Raw genomic sequence first — 18,565 nt, 5'->3', positions numbered from 1 at the left:
GCATCGGCGCAAAGGCCCTGTCACCGCGTCCACCCCTCGATAATCTGACTGCGCGTAGCCGAGAACGTGATTCCCATCCTGTCAAGGATAGTAATACTTGTAAATCTTACGGTTCCCGGATTAGACTCCGACGCGAGCGAAATTGTGGCCTGCATCACGCCCATCCGGCCTACACGCACCGGCCGTCAGGACACCGTCGCCATCACTGATCTCTCCTCAGGACAGGAGGCCCACCTTGACTCAGGCGGCCCGCTACACCAGCACTTCGTCGCACGAACTCGCCGATGGCTGGCGCCTTGAGCGACTGACCGAGCCGAGCCGACTGTTCGGGGCGAACGGCATCCGCACGGGCCCGGACGGGCGCATCTACATCGCGCAGGTCGCCGGGAGCCAGATCAGCGCCCTCGACCTCGAATCGGGTGCACTGGAGACCGTCAGCGCCAAGGGCAGCGAGATCATCGCGCCCGACGACGTGGCGTTCGACCCGCGCGGGGACATGTACGTGACCGAGTACTACGACGGACGGGTCAGTGTGCGCGAAGCGGGCGGCGCCACCCGGTTGCTGCGCGACGATCTGCCCGGGGCCAACGGCATCACAATCCATCAGGGCAGGCTCTTCGTCAACGAATGCCGGCCCGGTGGCCGCCTGATGGAGCTGGATCCCGCCGGGGGTGCCCTCAAGATCCTCCTGGAGGATCTGCCCATGCCCAACGGCATGGAGGTCGGCCCGGACGGCAAACTCTACTATCCGCTGCTCGGCGCCAACGAGATCTGGCGCATCGACCTCGACGGCGGTGAACCCGAAAGGGTCGCAGCCGATCTCGGCGGTCCTGACTCGGTGAAGTTCGATTCCGACGGCAACATCGTGTCCACCCAGGTCGCCTCGGGACAGGTCCTGCGAATCGATCCCCGCAACGGCACACAGACGCTCGTGGCCCAGCTCTCACCGGGTCTCGACAACCTCACCTTCGTGGGCGATCGACTGTTCGTGTCGAGCTTCACCGGGCAGATCACCGAGATCCTCGGCGACGGCGGCACTCGTACTGCCCTGGCCGACGGACTGACCTGGCCCCTCGACCTCACCGTGGGTCCGGACGGCACCCTGTACATCGCCGACGGCACGTTCCTGCTGGCCAAACGACCGGGCGCCGAACTCGGCACGCTGGGTATGCTTTTCAGCCCCGGCTACCCCGGCTACATCCGCGGGATGGCTGCCACCGGCGACGGCGAGTTCGTCGTCGCCGGCAACGGCACGGTATCGCGCTACCGGCCGGCCGCCGCCGAGAGCGAGGTACTCGTCGAGGGCCTCGACCAGCTCTACGGCGTCGCCGTCGCGGCGAACGGGGCGATTGCGGTCGCCGATCTCGGTACGGGTCAGGTGCATTCGGTCCAGTCGGGTCGGGCCGACGTCCTCGCGAGCGGCCTCGACCGCCCGATGGGGGTCGCGTTTGCGGCTGACGGAACCTGCCTCGTCTCCGAGTCGGGTGCGGGCCGGGTTGCGGCGGTGACGAGTTCGGGCACCGACACCCTCGTGGACGGTCTCGAGTCGCCGCAGGGGATCACCGTGGTCGGGTCGCAGCTCTACATCGTCGACACCGGGAGCAAGTCGCTGGTCAACGTCGACCTGGAGACCAAGAGCCGACAGATCATCGCGACCGACCTTCCCGTCGGCGCACCACCCGGGGTGACGCCCAAGCCGCTGCGCGGATTGGTCCCATTCTCCGGACCGCAAGGACCGTTCGCGGGTATCGCGGCCGGCCCCGACGGAACCCTGTACGTCTCCGCAGATGCCGACGGAAGCGTCGTCGCGCTTCGGAAGGAGCGCTGATCGCCGCATGGAGAACAATGTTGTCGGCCTGACCGGCCGGATCATCATCGTCTCCGGCGCAGCGGGTGGTGGCATCGGCACCACGGTGACCAAGATGGTGGCCGAGGCAGGCGCAACCGTCATCGCGGTGAGCCGCTCGAAGGAGAACCTGGACACGCACATCACACCGCTTGTCGCCGAGGGACTCTCGATCATCCCGGTGAGCGCCGACGCCTCCACCGACGATGGCATCGCCGCGGTGATGGACCAGGTACGGATCACCGACGGCACGCTGTACGGGCTGGTCAATGTCGCGGGCGGTGCGGCGCCCACCACCTGGATGCCGGCGACCCGGGTCACCCGCGAGGATTGGCGCGACCTGTTCACCCAGAACCTCGAGACGATGTTCTTCATGAGTCAGGCCGTTGCCGCCGAACTCAAGTCGCAGGGCCTGCCGGGCTCGATCGTCTCGATCTCGTCGATCAGCGGCATGAACACCGCACCGTTCCACATCGGTTACGGCACCGCCAAAGCTGCCCTGGTCGCGGCAACGCGAACCATGGCCGTGGAGTTGGCCATCGATGACATCCGGGTCAACGCCGTCGCGCCCGGCGTGACCGCGACGCCCGCCTCGCTGACCTATGTCGACGACGACGCGGACCGTGATCGTCGTGCCATCGCCATGGGGCGCCGCGGCCGCCCCGAGGAGCAGGCCGGTGCCATCCTGTTCCTCCTGTCCGACCTCTCCAGCTACATCACCGGGCAAACCCTTCTCGTGGACGGCGGCCTGAACCTCAAGTGGACCCACATGGGCGCCGATCACACCTCGCTGTTCCTCAAGGACCAGTCGTTTCGCGAAGCAATCACGCACTGAACCAACAATTTTCACCGGGAGAACGTCATGACTGACACAATCGACGACATCCAGGAAGCGGCCCGACAGTCCAACGGCGAGCCGCCGACGACTCCTCTGGAGATCGGTGTCGAAGCCTACATCTCGAAAGATTATCTCCGCGCCGAGCGGGACAAACTGTGGAACAAGGTCTGGCAGCAGGTCGGCCGGGTCGAGGAGATCCCGAAGGTGGGCGACTTTCTCACCTACGAGATCATGGAGGACTCGTTCATCATCGCCCGCTCCTCCCCCGATACGATCAGCGCCTATCACAACGTCTGCTCACACCGTGGACGCCGCCTGGTGGACACCCCCGAGGGCAAACGAGAGGCAAAGGGCAAGTGCCGCACGTTTGTCTGCGGCTTCCACGGCTGGACCTACGATCTCGAAGGCCGCAACACCTGGGCGGCCGAACGGGAGGACTGGCCGACGGGTCTGACCGAGGAGAAGACCCACCTGCGCAACGTGCAGGTGGACACCTGGGGCGGCTGGATCTGGATCAACATGGATCCGGACTGCGAGCCGTTGCGCGATTACCTGGAGCCCGCGGCGAGTCTGCTCGATCCGTTCCAGCTCGAGAACATGCGGTACCGCTGGCGCAAGTGGCTGGTATTCGACTGCAACTGGAAGATCGCACTCGAAGCCTTCATGGAGACCTACCACGTTCCCTACACACACCCCGAGTTCCGCGCCTATGGCACGTTCCTCGGCTGGTCCCGCGCGCAGGGCAAGCACAGCAACATCGGGTACGACGCGCCGAAGGGCATGGAGGACAACCAGGCCAAGCTACGCGTCGCCGACGGCCCCGATGCCCGGATCTCGACCATCGATCTACAGAACTTCACGTGGGAGAACGCGAACACCAACACCACCCGCACCCTGGTGGACGCGGCTCAGCGGCTGATCGATGAACTGCCCGAAGGGACACCGGCCAACGAAGTGCTCGCACATTGGCTGACGTCGGCACGGCGCGACGACGCCGAACGGGGCGTGATCTGGCCGACCGTCGACAACGAAACCGTCTCCAAGAGCGGGACGGCCTGGCAGATTTTCCCCAATTTCCAGATCGGCCACGCGCTCAACAACATGCTCTGCTACAGCGCCCGACCGTACGGCGACGATCCCGACAAGTGCTACTTCGAGGCTGCTGTCTTCGAACTGTTCCCCGAAGGCGAAGAGCCGGAGACCGAATGGGAGTTCACCCCGGAGGACGACCCGGGCTGGCGCACCGTGCTGCCCCAGGACTTCTCCAACATGGCCGCGGTCCAGAAGGGTGTTAAGTCACAAGGCTTCTCGGGCGCCAAGCCCAATCCGTACCGGGAGCGCAGCATCGTCAACCTGCATCACAACCTGGCCAGGTACATGGGCACCGGCGCCCCCGAAGACCTGGCCTGAGGCCCATCGTCTCCAACCCCTGATCACTCCGTCCCCTCACCAGCAGTACCGAAGCAAGGAATCATCATGCAGAACTGCGAACCCACGCAGACACCCGACGTCGACATCGCCGCTCTCCATGAGAAATACCTCCACGAGCGTGACAAGCGACTCCGCTCCGATGGTCAGGCTCAGTACCTCGAGGCCGAGGACGACTTCGCAGAGTTCTACGAGGGCGACCCGCATCTCCCGGTGGTACCGCGTCAGCCGATCACCGACGAGATCGACGTGGTGATTCTCGGAGGCGGATTCTGCGGTCTCATCACCGCACAACGGCTCCAACAGGCGGGCGTCTCCGACTTCAAGATCATCGAGCTCGGCGGGGATTTCGGTGGCGTCTGGTACTGGAACCGCTACCCGGGCATCCAGATCGACTCGGACGCCTACTGTTACCTGCCCCTGCTCGAAGAGACCGGCTTCATGCCGAAGGAGAAGTTCTCCAAGGGTGACGAGTGCTTCGATCACGCTCAGCGCATCGGGGAGCATTTCGGCCTGTACGACCATGCGCTGTTCCACACCCTGGTGAAGTCACTGGAGTGGGATGGCGAGATCAGCCGGTGGCAGATCACGTCCAATCGCGGTGATGCGATCCGCGCCCGCTTCGTGATCATGTGCCAGGGCCCCTACAACCGGCCGAAGCTGCCCGGCATCCCCGGTATCAAGGACTTCAAGGGCCACACCTTCCACACCGCCCGCTGGGATTACGACTACACCGGCGGCGATCTGCACGGTGGCCTGGACAAGATCGGCGACAAGCGCATCGCCGTCATCGGCACGGGTTCCAGTGGTGTACAGGCCATCCCGCATCTCGCGCGCGGAGCCGAGCATCTCACCGTCTTCCAGCGCACGCCTTCCTACATCTTCGAGCGGGCAAACTACCCCACCGACCCGGAATGGGTACAGACCCTGGAACCGGGGTGGCGGGCCGCGCGGCAGCGGAACTTCCACAATGCGGCGTTCGCGTTCTACAACCCGGGTGAACCCGACCTCATCTGCGATGGCTGGACCGAGGTCGCACGCAACATGGCGGCAAAGCTCAACGCGACCGAGAACTACGAGGGCTGGGCCGCACTGGCCGATCCGGCGAAGTTCATGGAACTCAAGGAGATCGAGGACTACCGCGCGATGGAGCGGCTTCGTCAGCGCGTCGAGCAGATCGTCGAGGACCCGGAGACGGCGGAGAAGCTGAAGCCCTACTACCGAAACATGTGCAAGCGGCCCGTCTTCAACGACGAGTACCTGCCGACGTTCAATCGTCCGAACGTCACCCTCGTCGACGTCTCGGAGACCAAGGGGGTCGAGCGGATCACGGAGAAGGGGGTTGTCGCCAACGGTGTCGAGTACGAGGTCGATTGCATCGTGTTCGCCAGCGGCTTCGAGATCACCACTGCCCTGGATCGGCAGTTCGACATCAAACCGTTCGCGGGCCGCGACGGGGTGTCACTGTATGACCATTGGGGCAAGGGCTTCCGCACTCTGCACGGAGTGATGGCGCACGGATTCCCCAACCATTTCGCCACCGGGTTCGTACAAGGCGGTGTCACCGCATCCACCACGCTGATGTTCGAGCAGCAGGCCGATCACATCTCCTACATCATCGGAGAGGCCCTGCGCCGCGACGCCACCTACGTCGAGCCCACCCCGGAGGCCGAGGAGGGCTGGGTGCAGACCATCCGCGAATTCTCCGTGGACAACAGCACCTTCACCATGGAGTGCACCCCCGGCTATTACAACAGCGAGGGTGAGCCGAACGGACGGTCGTTCCTGGGTGATCCGTTCTGGGGCGGCTTCTACGAGCTCAGTGATCGGCTGCAGGCGTGGCGCGACACCGGCGAGCTGGAAGGCCTGGTGCTGGAGAAGTGATACGCGATTGTCAAACGCACCGTCAGTGCGGAGCCTTCGATGTCTGAGCTCCGATTCGACAACCGGGTCGCGGTGATCACCGGTGCCGGACGTGGCCTCGGGCGGGCCTATGCCCTCCTGCTGGCATCCCGTGGCGCCAAGGTCGTCGTCAACGATCCCGGCAGCAGCATCAGCGGTGAGGACACCGACTCCGGTCCCGCGGCCGGCGTGGTCCGGGAGATCCGGGACATGGGCGGCGAGGCCATCGCGTGCACCGAGTCGGTGGCCACCGCCGACGGCGGACGCGCCATCATCGATTCGGCGGTGGAGGGTTTCGGCCGGATCGACATTCTCGTGCACAACGCAGGCAACAATCGCTATGCGTCGTTGTCGGAGATGACCTACGAGGATTTCGATGCCGTCCTCGATGTCCACCTTCGTGGTGCCTTCCATGTGGTGCGACCGGCGTTCCCACTGATGTGCGAAGCCGGTTACGGCCGCGTGGTGCTGACATCGTCGATCGGCGGCATCTACGGCAACAAGAGCGTCGCCAACTACGGCGCGGCCAAGGCCGGGATCATCGGCCTCTCCAATGTCGCGGCGCTGGAGGGCCACGAACACGGGGTGCTGTCGAATGTCATCGTCCCGGCCGCCCTGACGCGGCTGGCCGAAGGACTCGACACCTCCGCCTACCCGCCGATGGGGCCGGAGCTGATCGCACCCGCGGTGGGGTGGCTCGCCCACGAATCCTGTTCGATCACCGGCGAGATGCTGGTGTCGATAGCCGGACGGGTGGCCCGCGCCTATATCGCCGAGACCGAGGGCGTGTACCAGTCCTCGTGGTCCGTCGACGACGTCGGCGAGCGCATCGACGAAATCCGCGACACCACCAATTCGTGGCTCCTGCCGGTAGTCCCGTCAGGCCATGTCGACCACATCACGAAGAGTTTCGCACTAGCGACGGAGGGCAGCGCGCGTGTCAGTCAAGGTCTATGAACGAATTCTCGACCTCTTCGAGGCCGAGGGCATCAACACGATGTTCGGCATCCCGGACCCCAATTTCGTCCACCTGTTCCACACAGCCGAGGAGCGGGGCTGGAATGTGGTCGCCCCGCACCATGAGGAGACGGCGGGTTTCATGGCCGAGGCGGTGTCCCGGATGACCGGCAAAGCCGCGGTCTGCATCGGCACACTGGGACCGGGCATCGCGAACATGGCCGGCGCCGTCATGTGCGCCAAGGTCGAGAACTCACCCGTCATCTTCCTCGGTGGGCAGCGGGCTCGGATCACCGAACAGCGGGTTCGCCGCGGACGGATTCAGTTCGTCCAGCAGTCCGGGCTCATCGAGCCGGCCGTGAAGTACAGCGCCAGTATCGAATACGCCGATCAGACCGACGAGATCATAAGGGAAGGTCTGCGCAAGGCGCTGTCGGGGACACCGGGTCCGGTCTACATCGAGTACCCCTCACACGTGATCCAGGAAGAACTGGATGTGCCGCCTGCCTTGCCTCCCAGCAAATATCGGCTCGTCGGACAGACCGCAGGCCAGGACAAGGTCGACGAGGCCGCACGCCTGATCGGTGCTGCCAAGCAGCCCATCCTGCTCATCGGCCACGGCGTCCACACGGCTCGCGCCGGCGCGTCGGTGAAGGAACTCGCAGACCTGATGGCGTGTCCGGTGATCCAGACCTCCGGCGGCACGTCCTATATCGAAGGACTGGAGGACCGCACCTTCCCGTACGGCTTCTCCAAGGCGGCCGTCGAGGCAGTCGTCACATCAGATCTGTGCCTTGCCATCGGCACCGAACTCGGCGAGCCGGTGCACTTCGGCAAGGGCAGGCACTGGGTCGACGGCGAGGCCGAGCGCAGTTGGCTGCTGATCGAGCAGGACCCGGCCGCGATCGGGGTCAATCGTCCGATCGACGTGCCCTTGGTCGGCGATCTCCGTGCCGTGGTGCCCCAACTCGTCGAGGCCCTGAAGGATTCGCCGCGCACAGCGACCCCGGAACTCAAGCGCTGGATCTCCGACGACGCGGCGCAGTTGGCCGAGCTCGCCGAGACCGCGCCGTCGGGAGCGAGCCCCGTGCATCCCGCACGATTGATTGTCGAGGCGACGAAGGACTTCCCGGCCGACGGGATCATGGTGCGCGACGGCGGCGCGACGACCATCTTCGGCTGGACCTATTCGCAGGCCAAACCGCATGACGTCATGTGGAATCAGAACTTCGGGCACCTCGGGACCGGGTTGCCGTACGCGGTCGGAGCAGGCGTCGCCGACGGCGGGAAGCGTCCGATGATGCTGATCACCGGTGATTCGTCGTTCCAGTTCCACATCTCCGAGTTGGAGACCGCGGCACGCCTCAATCTGCCGCTCGTCTGCGTCGTCGCCGTCGACTACGCGTGGGGACTCGAGGTGGGCGTCTACAAGCGCACCTACGGTCAGGGTTCCCGGGAGACCGGCGTCCACTGGAGCGAGGCAACCCGGCTCGACAAGGTCGCCGAGGGATTCGGATGCTACGGCGAATACGTCGAGAAGGACGAAGACATCGCACCGGCCATCAAGCGCGCGTTCGCCAGTGGCAAGCCGGGCGTCATCCACGTCGCCGTCGACCCCAAGGCGAACTCCGAGGAGATGCCGAGCTACGACGAGTTCCGCACGTGGTACGCCGAGGGCCAGCAGTAGCACTTCCCGTTGCACGAAAAGAGAATTGGGGCTGTCATGCGTGAGTATCGTAAGTTCTACATCGGTGGCCGATGGGTCGACTCCGCACAGTCGGCGACCTTCGACGTCATCAACCCCGCTACCGAAGAGGTCTGTGGCACGGTCGCGTCGGGTTCCGCGGCGGATGTCGACAAGGCGGTGGCCGCCGCCCGGAAGGCGTTCGCCGGCTGGTCGACGAGCACCGTCGAGGAGCGTGTCGAGCTGCTGCAGAACATCTCCGCCGAATACCAGAACCGCAGCGGCGATCTGGCCGCCGCACTGACCGAGGAGATGGGTGCGCCCAGCGCACTCGCCAACGGTTTCCAGGTCGGCCTGGGTGCGGGTCACCTCGGCACCGCGATCGAAGCGCTGCAGAACTTCACCTTCGAGGAGCAGCGCGGTGAATCGCTGGTGGTCAAGGAACCGATCGGTGTCTGTGCACTGATCACGCCGTGGAACTGGCCGATGAACCAGATCGCCGTGAAGGTCTTCCCCGCACTGGCGACCGGCTGCACGATGGTGCTCAAGCCGTCGGAGAGATCGCCGTTCACCGGTCAGGTCTTTGCCGAGATCCTGGACGCTGCAGGAGTTCCGGCGGGTGTCTTCAACCTGGTCCAGGGCGACGGACCGAGTGTCGGGGTGCCGCTGTCGGGACATCCGGACGTCGACATGGTCTCCTTCACCGGTTCCACCCGCGCCGGCATCGACATCGCCAAGAACGCCGCGGCCGGTGTCAAGAGGGTCACCCAGGAACTCGGCGGCAAAGGACCGAACATCGTCCTCGACGATGCGGATTTCGCCGAGAATGTCTCGAAGGGCGTCGTCACCATGATGCTCAACTCCGGGCAGACCTGCAGTGCCCCCTCGCGCATGCTGGTGCCCAACGCCCGCATGGAAGAAGCGATCACAGCAGCCAAGGACGCCGCACCGTCGGTCACCGTCGGCGATCCGGCAGGTGACTTCTCGATCGGACCGGTGGTGTCGGAATCGCAGTTCGACAAGATCCAGGGCCTCATCCAACAGGGCATCGACGACGGCGCGACCCTGGTGACCGGTGGTCCCGGACGGCCCGAGGGCCTCACGAAGGGCTTCTACGTGCAGCCGACGGTGTTCGCTGATGTCAAGAACGACATGGCGATCGCCCGTGAGGAGATATTCGGCCCGGTGCTGACGATCCTCGGGTACGAGGACATCGACCACGCGATCGACATCGCCAACGACACCGAGTACGGACTCGCAGGTTTCGTCGCAGGCGCCGACCTCGACAAAGCGCGATCGGTGGCCCGCCGAATCCGCGCAGGGTCGGTGGCCATCAACGATGCGTTCGACTTCTGCGCACCGTTCGGCGGGTACAAGAAGAGTGGCAACGGTCGCGAATGGGGCGAGTTCGGCTTCGACGACTACCTGGAGATCAAGGGCATCCTCGGATACAGCCCCACGCAGGGAGACAGCGAATGACGTTCGGGCCGAAGGATGTCCAGACACTGCTCGATCACGAACAGATCCGCGCGGGTATCGCGGGGGTCGCTCGGGGTGAGGACCGGCGAGATGCCGACCTGATCCGGGCATCTTTCTGGTCCGACGCCGCCATGGATTTCGGGATCTTCGCCGGGGATCTGGATGCCTACCTGGATTGGGTCGTGCCCGGATCGCCTGCGGTACCGCTGACCCAGCATGCCCTCGGCCAGAGCGTGATCTCCCTCGACGGTGCCACAGCGTTGGCCGAGACCCATGTCACGGCTTACCACCGGGTGGATTTCGGTACCGAGGAGCACGACGTCGTACTCGGCGGCCGCTACCTCGATCGCCTTGCGCGACGGGACGGCGAGTGGCGAATCGCTGCGCGCACCATGCTCTACGACTGGTCCCGCGATCTCGGGGTCGCAGCGGACTGGTCCCAGGGCATGATGGGCGAGCAATTCCGGGGTGATCACTACACCGGCAAAGCCAACGGCGATCACAGCGAAGCCTTCTTCGGCGCCTCCCTCGTCGCAGGACAGCGGTAGGGCCACACGTGACGTCGTCGTCGGAACCGTATTCGCTGTCGGGCAGGGTGGCCGTCGTGACCGGCGCCAGCCGCGGCATCGGCAAGGGCATCGCCCTGGCCCTTGCCGGCGAGGGCGCGACGGTCTACGTGACCGGCCGCACCCTGACCCCGGACACGCACGAGCTGCCCGGCACCATCGGGGAAACGGCGGCGCTGTGCGATCGCCGCGGCGGGAAGGGTATCCCCGTACAGGTCGACCACGGCGACGACGACGATGTCGCGGCCCTGTTCGATCGGATCGAGCGCGAGCAGGGTCGCCTCGACGTCCTCGTCAACAACGCCTTCGCCCTGCCAGACGACCTCACCGACCCGGAGCCCTTCTGGCACAAACCCCTCGCCAACTGGGAGATGATGGACGTCGGGGTGCGGTCGAACTTCGTGTGCGCGTGGCACGCGGCACGGATCATGGTCCCGCAGAAGTCGGGTCTCATCGTCGCGATCTCCGGCTATACCGGTGTGGCATACACCTACGGCGTGGTCTTCGGCACCGCAAAATCTGCCGTCGACCGCATGGCACGGGACATGGCGATCGAACTGAAAGGTCATGGTGTCGCCTCGATCTCGCTGTGGCAGGGGCTGACGTTCACCGAGCGCGCCCAACGCAATCTGGCCGCCATCGAGGGACTGGAGGCACAGGCCGCCACGCAGCCTGCCCACGGCTGTTCGCCCGAGTACCCCGGCCGGGTGATCGCGGCACTGGCCGCCGACGACGCCGTCATGAGTCGCAGCGGTGGAACGTTCATCACCGCCGAACTCGCTGACGACTACCGGATCAAAGACATCGACGGACGGTCCATCCCCTCGCTGCGGGCCACCCGCGGCGAGCCGATCTGGGCCCCTGTCTGAGCAAGCAGCACCACACGAACGGAGCCAACAACGATGAGTAGCACGGTATCCGCGGAGTCGCTCACGCGACTCGACGAATTGTTGGATCGCCAGGACATCATGGATGTCATGACGCGGTTCAGCCGTGGGATGGACCGATTCGATCGCGATGCGTTCCTGTCGGCCTTCCATCCCGACGCAACGATCGCCGCAGGAGATTTCGTCGGAGGTCCGGTCGACCTCTACGAGTGGTCCGTGCCGATGCACGAACAAGGCCAGGTCGCCACGCACCACAACCTGTTGAACCACACCTGCGACATCACCGGCGATGTCGCCCATACCGAGACGTACTACCTGTTCGTCGGCCGAAACCGCGACGACAGCAACTGGATCGCAGGCGGACGCTACATCGACCGCCTCGAGCGGCGCGAAGGGCAATGGAAGATCGCGTTGCGTACCAACGCGATCGAATGGTCGGGCATGGTTCCGACGATGGCCATCCCGTTTGCCGACGTCCCCGACATCAACGGCAACGGCGCCCCGTCCCGCAGTCCGGACGACCCTTCCTACACCCGGCCCCTGACCAACAAGCGCGCAGCGAACATCCCCGGCTGACACCAGGGAACCCCGCGACACCCGACAGTAGGAGAATCACCCATGAGCACGATCAGAACCGAAAGGCTCTCGGAGAACGTCGGCGCAAAGGTGCTCGACGTCGATGCCGGCCGACTCAGCAGTGACGCCGATCTACCGGGCACGATCGCAGAGGCACTCGAGAACTCGGGGGTCCTGCTGTTCCCCGAGTTGAACGCGAGCGACGAGGTCTTGGTCGAGTTCTGCCGCAAGCTCGGCACGTTGATCAATTTCTCACACCTGCCACCGGAGACGGAGGAGGTGATGGAGATCAGCTTCAACCCGTCCAACCCGAATGCCGCCTATCTTCGGAGCAATGAGTTCTGGCATATCGACGGCCTCCTCGACGAGATCGCGCCCAAGTCGTCCATCCTGACCGCGAGGGTCACCTCGGCCGAAGGCGGCGAGACGGAGTTCGCCAGCACCTACGGGGCCTACGACGACCTCTCGGAGAGCGAGAAGGAGCGGTTCGCCCAGCTCAGGGTCGTCCACACCTTCGACGCCGTCCAGCGGATGACCTACACCGACCCGACGCCGGAGCAGTTGGAGGACTGGGCAACTCGCACGGTCCGTGAACACCCCTTGGTGTGGGAACACGATTCCGGTCGTCGCTCCCTGGTGCTCGGCGCGACGGCGTCGCATATCGCCGGGATGGATGTCGACGAGGGCAAGGCGCTGTTGTCCGAACTACGCGACCGCATCACCGGACCGGGAAAGGTCTGCAGCCACAGCTGGACCGAAGGAGACACCGTCTTCTGGGACAACACCGGCCTGGTCCATCGGGTCCGCGAGTTCGACCGGGACAAGCCCCGAATCATGCACCGCATCACCGTCGCAGGCGAGGAGAAGATCAAATGAGTGGTCGTACGGCAATTGTCACCGGCGGCGCATCGGGAATCGGCGGCGCGATCAGTACGCGACTCGCATCCGGCAACGACCAGGTCGCGATCTTCGACGTCAACGGCGAGGCCGCCGAGGCGGCCGCCCGGGCGATCGAGGATGCCGGTGGCAAGGCGATCGGACTGGCCGTCGACGTGACCGACCGCGCCCAGATCGACGCGGGTGTCGAGGAGGTGCGCTACCGGCTCGGCCGCCCGACCGTACTCGTCAACAGCGCAGGTGCAACCCTGGCGACCCCGTTCCTCGAGATCACCCGTGAGAGCTGGGACAGCGCACTCGCGATCAACCTCACCGGCACGTTCGACTGCTGTCAGGCGGTGATCCCGGACATGCTCGAGGAGGGCTGGGGCCGCATCGTGAACATCTCGTCGTCGAGCGTGCACAGCGGCTCCCCCGGATTGGCCGGCTACGTGACCGCGAAGTCCGGGGTGGTCGGGCTGACAAAGGTTCTCGCGCTCGAGTTCGGACGGCGTGGGATCACGGTCAACACGATCCCGCCGGGCTTCATCGACACCCCGATGCTGCGCAAGACCGTCGATTCGGGGATGTTCGACGTCGACACCCAGATCGCCAAGACACCGGTTGGACGCATCGGACAGCCCGAGGACGTGGCCGCGACATGCGCGTTCCTCGTCAGCGAGGAGGCCGGCTACATCACCGGCCAGATCATCGGGGTCAACGGCGGGCGCAACACGTGACCGATCGGATAAGTCCTGCGCCACAGGTAGATTGGTCCCCAGAGATGCGGGACTTCGTGAGCGGGTTCCGGTCGTCGGTCAAGAGCGTGGCTCCCGATCACGAGCGGCAGGCCGGCGACAATCTGCTCGGCACTCTCGCCCGATACCCCAGCCTGGCGATGGCGTTCCTGTCCTTCAACAAACATCTGCTGGCCGGATCCGCATTGTCGACGCGACAACGTGAATTGCTCATCCTGCGGGTCGCGCACCTGCGCCAGGCCGCATACGAGTGGGCCCAGCATGTGATCCTCGCCGACCGGGCCGGGGTCAGCGCCGACGAGATCGAGCGGGTGGCCGATGGTCCCGATGCGACCGGATGGTCGCCTGCCGACCGAGCTCTGGTGGCATCGGTCGACCAACTGCTGAACGAGGGGACGATCCGCGACGAGACGTGGACCGCGCTCGCGCGCGACATGGACGAGCAACAGCTCATGGATGTGGTGTTCACTGTCGGCTGCTACGCCATGCTGGCGATGGCGTTGCGGTCGTTCGGAATCCAGCCGGAACCCGGTCTCGTGCCGTTCCTGCCCCGAGACCACGCGCGGTAGCGCCCGGGATGGGCGGTCCTCAGCGCCCCTGCCATCGAGGGGTCCGTTTCGCGGCGAACGCGGCGGGCCCCTCCTGGGCGTCTTCGCTGCGGTAGCAGGTCTCCGACGCGGCTCGCGCTGCCTGCAATGCGGCCGATCGGCCCATCTCCGTCGCGAGCATGACGGTCTCACGCGCGGCGCGGACCGAGAGCGGAGCACCCACCAGGATCTCGCGCGCGAGTCCGACGGCCGAGTCCAGCAGGTCGTGCGGCTCGGCGATCCGGTTGACCAACCCGATCTCGTACGCTCGTTGCGCGCTGATGGGCTTACCGGTCAGGAGAATCTCCATCATGATCCGTTGCGGGATCATGTGGATCAGCGGCGACGCCCATGGCGAGCTCCGACCCACCTTCACCTCGGTCACTGCGAACTTCGCCCTGCTGCTGGCCACACAGAGGTCGCACGCCTGCGCGATCATCCAGCCGCCGGCGAACGCGGCGCCGTTGACCGCCGCGATGGTCGGCTTGGTCAACTCCACCGTGTCGTAGGGCAGAGCGAACATGTCGCGAGGCGGAACCTGCATGCCGGTCGCCACCATCTCCTTGAGATCGCCGCCGGCGCAGAAGGTCTCCCCGGACCCGGTGAGAACGGCAACACGTAGGTCGTCGGAGTTCTCGAATCGATCCCACGCCTGCGCCAGTCCGTCACGGACATCCTCGGACAGACAGTTCCTGGTGTCGGGCCGGTTCAGCGTGATGATCGCGATCTCGTCGTCGACATCGAACAGAACGGCGTCGCTCATCGGGACATGCCTCTCACCTAGAACCTTCGCCGCTGGATCGGATGGGCTGCCCGCGCCAGGTCTTCCTGGAAGTCCGGGTGGGCGATGGCGATCAGGCGCCGGGTGCGTTCGGCGATGCTCTGCCCGCGGAGTTCGGCCGCACCGAACTCGGTGACCACCACGTCCACCTCGCTGCGGGCCGTCGTCACCGGGCCCGACAGCTGTGCGGTGATGCGGCTGACGGTTCCGCCCTTGGCAGTCGCCGGCAGGGCCATGATCGCGCGCCCGCCTGCCGATCGCGCCCCTGCCCGGACGAAGTCGACCTGTCCGCCGGTACCACCGAGATACGCCGCTCCGCTCTGCTCGGCATTCACCTGTCCGGTGAGGTCGACCTCCATTGCCGAGTTGATGGTCACCAGGTTGTCGAGCTGGGACATCTTCCCGGCGTCATGCGTGTACGACGTCGCGCACATCCGGATCTCCGGGTTCCGATGCGCGAACTCGTAGAGCCGAGTCGTCCCGATCAGGGCACCGGTGATCGTCACTCCCCGATCGATCCGCTTGCGCGCGTTGGTGACCGCACCCGCCTCGACCAGATCCACCAGCCCGTTGCCGACCATCCCCGAATGCACTCCGAGGTCGGTGCGGTCGACGAGCAGCTGCAGCATGGCGTCGGGTACGGCCCCGACACCCATCTGGATAACCGATCCGTTGTCGATGTAGGCGGCCGAGTACGCGGCGATCGCGCGATCGGTCTCGCTGATCGTCGCCGGGCTCACCTGGACCGGCGGACGCGAGACATGGACCGCGTGATCGATCTTCGACGCAGGCAGGAGTTCGCCGAGCGTGTAGGGCACCTGGTCGTTGACCTCCGCGACCACGACGCGCGCCTTGTCCACGGCAGCGCGCACATAGTCGCTGATCAGCCCGAAACTGTGGTCTCCGTTGGCATCTGACGGACTGACCTGAACAAATGCGACGTCGCATCTCAGATGGCCCGCGGTGATCATCGGGGCGACCTGGCTGACATGACACGGGATGACGTCCAAGGCGTGGGCCTTGCTCATCGACCGCAAGGTACCGATCGCCCCCATGCTCGACAGCGAGACGGATGCGGCCGACTCGGGGGTCAGCGTGCCGGAGAAACTCGTCGCGACGAAGGCCGAGAGGCCCCCGATGTCGCGGCCCTGCGCGACCAGCCCTTCGAGCAGGGTGGTCGGCTCACCGCAAGCCTGACCGATGACGATGCTGTCCCCCTGCCGCAGAACGCTTGCCAGATCGAGGTTCTGGGGCTGGGTCACCACCGTCACGGACGCCGCCTCGCCGCAAGGAGGGCCTCGGCGCGGGCCAGATGCGGACGGTCCAGCATCGCGCCGCGATATCCGATCGCCCCCACCCCGGGATTCGACGCGAACAGATCGACGATCTCCTGAGCGGCCTCGAGTTCACTCGTCGAGGGCGAGAAGGCCTCGTTGATCACCTCGACCTGCGCGGGATGGATGGCCAGCATCCCGAGGTAGCCGTCGCGGCGGACCTGCTCCGCCCGCGCCCGCAGGCCGTCGAGATCTGTGAAATCGCCCTGGATGGTGTCGATGGGCGCCACCCCGGCGGCCGCCGCGCCGAGCAGGCAGAGACTTCGCGCGAGCTGGTAGGTGAACGCGTAGCCGCCGTCGGGGTCCCGGTTCTCGCTCGCGCCGACGGCATCCGCGAGATCCTCTGCGCCCCAGGTCAAGGCGATCACTCGTGGCGCCCCCTGATAGTCGCCGGTGGTGAACATCGCCTCGGCGGTCTCGGTGACCAGGACGATGACCTTGGTCGATCCGAGCTCGATGTCGGACGCCACCTCCAACGCGCACAGGTAGTGATCGAGGAGCTCGACGTCGCCGCGTCCGCGCGCCTTCGGCAGCATGATCCCACCCGGCCGGGCCGGCATGACCGCAGCCAGATCGGCCAGCGCGTGTGGCCCGTCGAGCGGATTGATTCGCACCCACAGACGGCGTCGCCCGGACTCCGGGATGTCGGAGAGGAATGCGGAGATCAACCGCCGCGATGTGGGCTTCTCGTCTTCGGCGACAGCATCTTCCAGATCGAAGATCACCATGTCGGCCGGGCCAGCGGTCGCCTTGGCCATCTTCTTCTCGCTGTCGCCCGGGGCGAACAGCCACGAGCGGACCCTCATCTCTCCCCCGATCTCAGACATCGTCCTCCTCTCGCACACCAGACCGGAGCCGTATCTCGTCGAGTACCTCCTCGGTGTCGGCACCGAGCCGCGGAGCCGGGCCCGCCACCTTTCCCGGGGTGCGCGAGAACCATGCCGGGGACCCCGGGAAACGCACTGTTCCATTCGGCGTTTCCACATCCTCGAAGAATCCGACCGCATTCAGGTGATCGTTGTCGAAGAGATCGTCGAGACTGTTCACCGGCGCTGCCGGGATGTCGAGCGACCGGAGCAGGTCAAGCCATTCCTGCGTGGTCCGCTCGGCGAAGGTTTCCCCCAGCAACGCATAGACGGTGTCGATCTGAGCCGCACGCTGCGCCAGGGTGGCGAAGTGGTCGCCGGCCCACGGCGGGTTGACCGCATCGATGAACACCGACCACTGCTTGTCGTTGTAGACCAGCGCGGAGATGTGACCGTCCTTGGTGCGATAGGGCTTTCGATTCGGGGCGACCGCCCGGGGATAGGCCGCCGGTCCGAGGGGTGGATCGAACATGGCACCGTTCGCGTGCTCGACGAGCATGAACGACGCCATCGTCTCGAACATGCTGACCTCGACCTCTTGACCCTCGCCGGTCCGCTCGCGATGGAAGAGTGCCATCATCGTCGCGTACAACGCGGTCATGCCTGCGACCTTGTCGGCCATGATGGTGCCGACGTAGCCGACCTCCCCGGTGAGCTGTTGCTGTACAAAAGGCAGCCCACACTCGGCCTGGATGGTGTCGTCGTAGGCCGTCCGATCCGCGTCGGGGCCGCGACGACCGTATCCGTAACAGTTGGTGTAGACGATCGACGGGTTGATCGCGACGACCTCGTCGTAGCCGAAGCCGAGCCGCTTGATCGCGGTGCCCCGCATCGAGTGGATGAACACATCGGCGTCTGCGATCAGTTCGCGCAGTGCCGCTTTGCCGTCCGACGATCGCAGATCGATGACTGCGCTGCGCTTTCCGCGGTTCACATTCACGAAGACCCCGGCCATCGCCTGCTCCGGACCCACCGAGATGTACCGGGTGTTGTCGCCCGCGGGAGGCTCGATCTTCACCACGTCCGCACCCATGTCTGCCATGATCTGCGTGCAATAGGGGCCCATCACCATGGCCGTCAGATCGACCACCCGCACCCCCGACAGCGGACCGGTGTGCGCCGGTCGCCTGCCGTCCCCCGTGTGTTCGCCAGCCATCACCGGACAAAAACTATCAGATCAATGTTTACAAGGATAGTGGT

The 18,565-nt window shown here is 65.5% G+C and carries 17 protein-coding genes; 13 read left to right on the top strand and 4 right to left on the bottom strand.

Annotated elements, in window-relative coordinates; all coding sequences use genetic code 11:
* Window positions 1-235 precede the first annotated feature (235 nt).
* The 13 genes from OVA31_RS18205 (at window position 236) to OVA31_RS18145 (ending at window position 14,366) form a co-directional block, all read left to right on the top strand.
* Window positions 236-1,828, top strand: coding sequence for an SMP-30/gluconolactonase/LRE family protein (locus OVA31_RS18205; protein ID WP_267628020.1), 1,593 nt, complete (start codon window positions 236-238; stop codon window positions 1,826-1,828).
* A 7-nt stretch (window positions 1,829-1,835) separates the two neighbouring features.
* Window positions 1,836-2,681, top strand: a complete 846-nt coding sequence (locus OVA31_RS18200) for an SDR family NAD(P)-dependent oxidoreductase (protein WP_267628019.1) — start codon at window positions 1,836-1,838, stop codon at window positions 2,679-2,681.
* A 39-nt stretch (window positions 2,682-2,720) separates the two neighbouring features.
* A complete protein-coding gene (locus OVA31_RS18195) occupies window positions 2,721-4,094 on the top strand; it encodes an aromatic ring-hydroxylating oxygenase subunit alpha (protein ID WP_420714220.1) in 1,374 nt (457 codons plus the stop codon).
* A gap of 66 nt (window positions 4,095-4,160) precedes the next feature.
* Complete coding sequence (locus tag OVA31_RS18190) at window positions 4,161-5,996, top strand: flavin-containing monooxygenase (RefSeq protein WP_267628017.1); 1,836 nt, start codon at window positions 4,161-4,163, stop codon at window positions 5,994-5,996.
* 39 nt (window positions 5,997-6,035) lie between these two features.
* Window positions 6,036-6,971: an SDR family NAD(P)-dependent oxidoreductase gene (locus OVA31_RS18185; protein WP_267628015.1), complete on the top strand. Its 936-nt coding sequence runs from the start codon at window positions 6,036-6,038 to the stop codon at window positions 6,969-6,971.
* A complete protein-coding gene (locus OVA31_RS18180; RefSeq protein WP_267628014.1) occupies window positions 6,952-8,658 on the top strand; it encodes a thiamine pyrophosphate-binding protein in 1,707 nt (568 codons plus the stop codon). Before OVA31_RS18185 ends, OVA31_RS18180 begins: the two co-directional genes overlap by 20 nt.
* A 36-nt stretch (window positions 8,659-8,694) precedes the next feature.
* The gene (locus OVA31_RS18175; protein ID WP_267628013.1) at window positions 8,695-10,134 is read left to right on the top strand and encodes an aldehyde dehydrogenase family protein; all 1,440 of its coding nucleotides are present in this window, start codon (window positions 8,695-8,697) and stop codon (window positions 10,132-10,134) included.
* Window positions 10,131-10,682: a nuclear transport factor 2 family protein gene (locus OVA31_RS18170; protein WP_267628012.1), complete on the top strand. Its 552-nt coding sequence runs from the start codon at window positions 10,131-10,133 to the stop codon at window positions 10,680-10,682. The genes OVA31_RS18175 and OVA31_RS18170 overlap by 4 nt, the downstream gene beginning before the upstream one ends.
* Window positions 10,683-10,738: 56 nt before the next feature.
* On the top strand, window positions 10,739-11,569 hold the full coding sequence (locus OVA31_RS18165) for an SDR family NAD(P)-dependent oxidoreductase (RefSeq protein ID WP_267628011.1): 831 nt from the start codon (window positions 10,739-10,741) through the stop codon (window positions 11,567-11,569).
* Window positions 11,570-11,602: 33 nt separating this feature from the next.
* Window positions 11,603-12,163 carry a nuclear transport factor 2 family protein gene (locus tag OVA31_RS18160; protein WP_267628010.1) on the top strand — a complete coding sequence of 187 codons (561 nt, stop codon included), beginning with the start codon at window positions 11,603-11,605 and terminating at the stop codon, window positions 12,161-12,163.
* Window positions 12,164-12,205: 42 nt separating this feature from the next.
* Window positions 12,206-13,039, top strand: a complete 834-nt coding sequence (locus OVA31_RS18155) for a TauD/TfdA dioxygenase family protein (protein WP_267628009.1) — start codon at window positions 12,206-12,208, stop codon at window positions 13,037-13,039.
* The gene (locus OVA31_RS18150) at window positions 13,036-13,779 is read left to right on the top strand and encodes an SDR family NAD(P)-dependent oxidoreductase (RefSeq protein ID WP_267628008.1); all 744 of its coding nucleotides are present in this window, start codon (window positions 13,036-13,038) and stop codon (window positions 13,777-13,779) included. The genes OVA31_RS18155 and OVA31_RS18150 overlap by 4 nt, the downstream gene beginning before the upstream one ends.
* A gap of 44 nt (window positions 13,780-13,823) precedes the next feature.
* Window positions 13,824-14,366 (top strand): carboxymuconolactone decarboxylase family protein, encoded by a 543-nt coding sequence (locus tag OVA31_RS18145; protein WP_267628007.1) that lies wholly within the window; start codon window positions 13,824-13,826, stop codon window positions 14,364-14,366.
* 19 nt (window positions 14,367-14,385) lie between these two features.
* Here the strand turns inward: OVA31_RS18145 and OVA31_RS18140 are convergent, their stop codons facing one another.
* Genes OVA31_RS18140 through OVA31_RS18125 form a run of 4 tightly spaced genes read right to left on the bottom strand, consistent with a single transcriptional unit; the run spans window position 14,386 to window position 18,521 of the window.
* Window positions 14,386-15,147: an enoyl-CoA hydratase/isomerase family protein gene (locus OVA31_RS18140; RefSeq protein WP_267628006.1), complete on the bottom strand. Its 762-nt coding sequence runs from the start codon at window positions 15,145-15,147 to the stop codon at window positions 14,386-14,388.
* 17 nt (window positions 15,148-15,164) lie between these two features.
* Window positions 15,165-16,436, bottom strand: a complete 1,272-nt coding sequence (locus OVA31_RS18135) for an acetyl-CoA hydrolase/transferase family protein (RefSeq protein ID WP_267628004.1) — start codon at window positions 16,434-16,436, stop codon at window positions 15,165-15,167.
* On the bottom strand, window positions 16,433-17,326 hold the full coding sequence (locus OVA31_RS18130; RefSeq protein WP_267628003.1) for an HpcH/HpaI aldolase/citrate lyase family protein: 894 nt from the start codon (window positions 17,324-17,326) through the stop codon (window positions 16,433-16,435). The genes OVA31_RS18135 and OVA31_RS18130 overlap by 4 nt, the downstream gene beginning before the upstream one ends.
* Window positions 17,319-18,521 carry a CaiB/BaiF CoA transferase family protein gene (locus tag OVA31_RS18125; RefSeq protein ID WP_267628002.1) on the bottom strand — a complete coding sequence of 401 codons (1,203 nt, stop codon included), beginning with the start codon at window positions 18,519-18,521 and terminating at the stop codon, window positions 17,319-17,321. The genes OVA31_RS18130 and OVA31_RS18125 overlap by 8 nt, the downstream gene beginning before the upstream one ends.
* Window positions 18,522-18,565 lie beyond the last annotated feature (44 nt).

Source organism: Gordonia sp. SL306, from assembly GCF_026625785.1.
Taxonomy (GTDB): Bacteria; Actinomycetota; Actinomycetes; order Mycobacteriales; family Mycobacteriaceae; genus Gordonia.
The sequence above is the reverse complement of the archived record's forward strand: the minus strand, read 5'-3'. Positions and strand labels throughout refer to the sequence as shown.